Source organism: Brachyspira sp., from assembly GCF_050873525.1.
In the GTDB taxonomy this organism is placed as follows: Bacteria; Spirochaetota; Brachyspiria; order Brachyspirales; family Brachyspiraceae; genus Brachyspira.
On sequence record NZ_JBNMIZ010000197.1, the window covers coordinates 1 to 4,923 of the forward strand.

Annotated in this window: 4 protein-coding genes; all 4 read left to right on the forward strand. The window is 30.4% G+C overall.

The window, feature by feature from the left end; genetic code table 11:
* Positions 1 to 46 precede the first annotated feature (46 nt).
* Positions 47 to 1,294, forward strand: a complete 1,248-nt coding sequence (locus ACR0QS_RS11005; protein WP_432633495.1) for an ABC transporter substrate-binding protein — start codon at positions 47 to 49, stop codon at positions 1,292 to 1,294.
* An 80-nt stretch (positions 1,295 to 1,374) separates the two neighbouring features.
* Positions 1,375 to 2,286, forward strand: a complete 912-nt coding sequence (locus ACR0QS_RS11010; protein ID WP_432633496.1) for a carbohydrate ABC transporter permease — start codon at positions 1,375 to 1,377, stop codon at positions 2,284 to 2,286.
* Positions 2,287 to 2,310: 24 nt separating this feature from the next.
* Entirely contained in the window at positions 2,311 to 3,156 is an 846-nt protein-coding gene (locus ACR0QS_RS11015) for a carbohydrate ABC transporter permease (protein ID WP_432633497.1), read from the forward strand.
* 2 nt (positions 3,157 to 3,158) lie between these two features.
* Positions 3,159 to 4,923, forward strand: a 1,765-nt coding sequence (locus ACR0QS_RS11020; RefSeq protein WP_432633498.1) for a DUF5107 domain-containing protein, incomplete at its 3' end; no start/stop codon positions are given.

Genomic DNA, 4,923 nt, shown 5'->3' on the forward strand with positions numbered 1-4,923 from the left:
ATATAAAATAAATATATTATAAATAATCAATCAAGGAGAAAAAACGATGAAGAATATTTTATTAGTTTTGTGTTTATTAACTGCCTTTTTCTTATTTTCTTGTTCCGATACGGATAATTCAAATAAGAAAAAAATAGTATATTGGTCTATGTGGAACGAAGTCGAACCTCAAGGACAAGTTCTCAAAGAAGCGATAAATGATTACATGAAAAAATATGACGATATTGTGGTAGAAGTAAACTGGAATGGTAGAGAGATAAGAAAAACTTTGCAGCCAGCATTAGACAATAATCAAGAAATAGATTTATGGGATGAAGATTTAGAAAGAACTATAAGAAATTGGGGAAAATATGCGCTTGCTTTAGACGATTATGTCGCTAATTCATACGACAATACGGACGGCAAACCATATCAGGATGTGGTTATGAAATCTCTTTTGGATTTATCTAAAACTTATTCGGAAGATGGAAAAATATATGCAATACCGTATCAGCCTTTTACTTTTTTAATAATGTATAATAAAGACCATTTTGCAAAAGCGGGAATAACAAAAACGCCAGAAACTTGGAACGAATTTAAAGAAGTTTGCGCCAAATTAAAAGCTGCGGGATTTATTCCTCTAACCGTTGATGATGCTTATGTGGACATATTATACGGCTATCAAGTTGCAAGATATAAAGGTTCTGATTGGGTAAAAAGTTTAGTATTGGACGGATTATGGGATGACCCTGCGGTTTTAAGAGCTGCAATAGACTGGGAAGAAATCTATAAATTAGGATATTTATCTCCAAATGTAGCTGGAAATAAATTCCCTCAAGGACAGCAAGAAATTGCAAACGGCGAAGTATCTATGTATCTAAACGGAACTTGGCTTGTAAATGAAGTTATGCCTACAACGGGACCAGATTTTCCATGGGGACAATTTGCATATCCTACAGTTCCAGGAGGAGTTGGCAAGCTTTACGATTTAAATTACGGCGGGCAGTCTTTCCAAATTAATAAAAACAGCAAATATCCAGATGAAGTGTTTAATTTAATAGTTCATCTTACTACTGGAAAATGGGATAAGGAATTGGCGGAAAAAACTTACGGCGTTCCGATGGCTAACACTACCGATTGGCCCATACAATTAACCGATGCGAAAGAGATATTTTCTAAATTGGGAGTTTGTTATCCTTGGGCGGCAGGATTGCAATATAATACGGATAAAGCTCCCGTTATAGCTTCGGCTTTTACAAAACTTATTACGGGACAAATAACTTCGGAACAATTTGTAGCGGAAGTAAAAAAATAATAAAAATTTAATATAATTTTAAGCGCATTCTTAATAATATTTTAAAGGATGCGCTTATTAATAAATTTGGAGAGGTTAAAATGTTAAAGAAAAGCAGACTGCCAATGATTATAATATTTCTATTTCCAGCTATTTTCTTATACGGATTAATATTTTTTTATCCAACAATAAAAACGATTATTATGAGTTTCTTTAAAATGGGTTCTATTTCCGATAAAATGTCGGATTGGATTTTTAACGGTTTTGGCAATTATAATAATCTTTTAAATAGTCAATTATTTATGCAGTCTTTGAAAAATATATTTTTTATATGGCTTATCGGAGGAATTATTATATTTTTCTTTGCAATAGTTTTTGCAGTTATACTTACTTCGGGAGTTAAATTAAAATCTTTTTTTAGGTCAATTATATATCTTCCAAATGTAGTTTCGGCTGTTGCTATGGCGACTATGTGGATACATTATATTTATAACTCTAAATACGGACTTTTAAAATCAATATTTTCTTTGTTTCGTATGGATAAATTAGCCGCTATACAATGGACATCTCCAAATAATATATTTATGGCTTTAGTTATAGCTTATTCTTTCGGAATGGTAGGGTATTTCATGCTTATATTCATGGCGGGAATAGAAAGGATACCTTCGGATTTTTATGAAGCTGCCACGATAGACGGAGCTAATGTTTTTCAGCAATTTTTCTATATAACTTTGCCGTTGCTTACGGATGTAATAAGAACTAATATAGTTTTATGGACTATTAACGCTATAGGATTCTTTGTATGGTCGCAGCTATTTTCGCCATTAATACCAGAACCTGGAACTATTACCCCAATGGTATATATGTATCAAGAAGTTTTTGGCGGGAATACAGTAGTTTTAGAAAGAAATGTCGGCAATGGAGCTGCAGTAGGAGTAATACTAACTTTAATTATAGTTTTATCTTTTATAATTACCAATATATTATTCAAAGATAAAAAAATAGAATTTTAAATTTATTTTTAAGGAAATTATTTTATGAGAAAAAATAGAGAAATGTCAAAACAAATATCTCTTATTCCTGGATATTTATTATTAGGAATATGGTGTTTATTTACATTTTTAGTTATAGGATGGATTATATTGGCTTCGCTTTCAACGACTCCAAATATATTTCAAAATAATTTATTTAAAGACGGTTTGCATCCAGAAAATTATACAAAAGCGTTAATAACCCATAATGTCGCGAGATATTTTGTCAATTCTCTAATTTATACCATAACTTCATGCATTGGAATAATAATCGTATCCGCCCCAGCCGCTTATATTTTGGCAAGATTTCAATTTAAATTTAATAGCGCAATACAAAAAATATTTGTAACGGCTTTAGGAATACCAGCAATTATGATAATAATGCCGTTATTTGGAATAATCACTTCGTTAAAAATGACTAATTCAAGGTTGGTATTGATAATATTATATATAGGCATAAATGTTCCTTTTACTATATTTTTCTTAATAACTTTTTTTAAAACTCTCTCTTTCACATTTGAAGAGGCAGCGGCTATAGACGGTTGCAGTCCAATGAAAACTTTTTGGATAATAATGTTGCCATTAGCTCAACCAGGTATAGTAACAGTAAGCATATTTAACTTTATAACCGTATGGAATGAATATTTTATGGCGTTAATATTTGCAAATAAAGGCGATATGCGTCCAGTTGCCGTTGGGCTTTTCTCTATGATACAATCTATGAGATATACGGGAGACTGGGCGGGAATGTTTGCAGCGGTAGTTATAGTATTTTTACCTACTTTTATATTATATATATTATTATCTCAAAAAATCATAGCCAATGTTACGGGCGGAGCTATAAAAGGATAATAATGGAAATATATCTTTCTACCATATCAATAGAAGGCTCGACTTTAAAAGGCGAAAATCCGCTTCCTATATTTAGAGATAGACAAAAAGATAAACCTATACAAACTGACGGAACTCTAAATAGAGAAAGCATGAAAAATCTTGGATATGAAATAGGCATGCGTATCCTTCCCTACAAATTGCAAGACAGATACGATAGAGATAGAAAAACTATACAATTAAAAACTGTAGTAATAAAAAACGATAAATTAAAAGCTATATTTTTATGTGAATACGGAGGAAGATTATATTCGCTAACAGATTTAGAAACGGGAAAAGAACTTCTATTTAAAAATCCCGTTTTTCAGCTTGCAAATTTATCTACAAGAAACGCGTGGTTTTCTGGCGGTATAGAATGGAATGTATCGCAATTCGGACATTCTTTGCAAACATGCGAGCCTTTATTTTTTGCAATAGTTCATGGTGAAGAAGATTTTCTCAGAATATACGAATTTGAAAGAGCAAAAAAAATATATTATCAAATAGATTTTAGATTGCCAAACGGTTCTAAAAATTTATATGCTCATATAAAAATAATCAATGATGAAAATTATAAAAAGCCTATGTATTGGTGGACTAATATAGCCGTTAGAGAAGAAAAAAATATAAGAATATTTTCGTCTACGGAAGATGTTATTTATATATATCCAGATAGCGTTGGTTCTACGGAAAATTCCATAAAAAAATTTGGAGCGTCAAAACTTCCTAAAACTCCATTTGTAGACGAAGGAAGCTTCCCATTAAATTTCAAATATTCCAGCGAGTATTTTTTTCAAACTAAAAAAGAAACTTTAAGCCCTTGGGAAGCCGCCGTATATAATGACGGTTTTATCTTTTTTGAAAGGTCTACAAATAAATTAAGATATAGAAAAATGTTTTGCTGGGGAAATTTAGAAGGCGGTAGAAAATGGGAAAGTTTTTTATCAAAAGAGAACGAAGGCGCTTATGTCGAGATTCAGGCGGGAATAACTCCGACTCAAGTAAACGGTTTTGATATTAACGCCAATAGTTGCATAGAATTTACTCAAATGTTTAGTTTCGTTAATTTAATTAATCAAAACGATATTGACGAATTATACAATAAAAATTATTCAAAAGCTAGAGAAAAGATTCAAAATATTATAGATAATAATGTCGGAGAAAATCATTTAAACGATTTGTTTTATAAATATTCTGAAGAATCAAATTTAGAAATTAACGGCGAGATTTTATCGTTCGGAAAAGGCTGGGGAGCTTTAGAAAATATAAGGAGAGAAAAATATAAATTAAAGAAATCTCCTAAAAGTTTAAGTTTTCCAAAATGTTCTATAAATAAAGAATGTTTAACTTGGCTTAAATTATTGGAATATGGAAATTTAGACGAAATGGAAGAATCGTATTTGCCTAATTCCTATATGCTTGATTTAAAAAATGAATTGGAAAATATAGAAAATAAAAACGCTATTACTTTAATTCATCTCGGCATTATATATTATGAAAATTTTTTAGAGGAAAAAGCGTTCGATTGCTGGATTAAATCTTTAGATATAAAACCTTATGCCCTAACCTATAGAAATTTATCAATATACTATAAAAATAAAAACGAATATGATAAAGCGGTTTACTATATGGAAAAAGCTTTATATATACTTGAAAATAAAAATCAATTTGTAGACGAAGCTTTTTTAGTAGAATATTTAGAATTACTTTCTTATCTAAAAGATTATGATAAAATAACATCTATATATG

Bases quoted from the DNA above. Each gene is read 5' to 3' on its own strand.
- ACR0QS_RS11005 (WP_432633495.1), top strand. From the start codon at position 47: ATGAAGAATATTTTATTAGTTTTGTGTTTATTAACTGCCTTTTTCTTA.
- ACR0QS_RS11010 (WP_432633496.1), top strand. From the start codon at position 1,375: ATGTTAAAGAAAAGCAGACTGCCAATGATTATAATATTTCTATTTCCA.
- ACR0QS_RS11015 (WP_432633497.1), top strand. From the start codon at position 2,311: ATGAGAAAAAATAGAGAAATGTCAAAACAAATATCTCTTATTCCTGGA.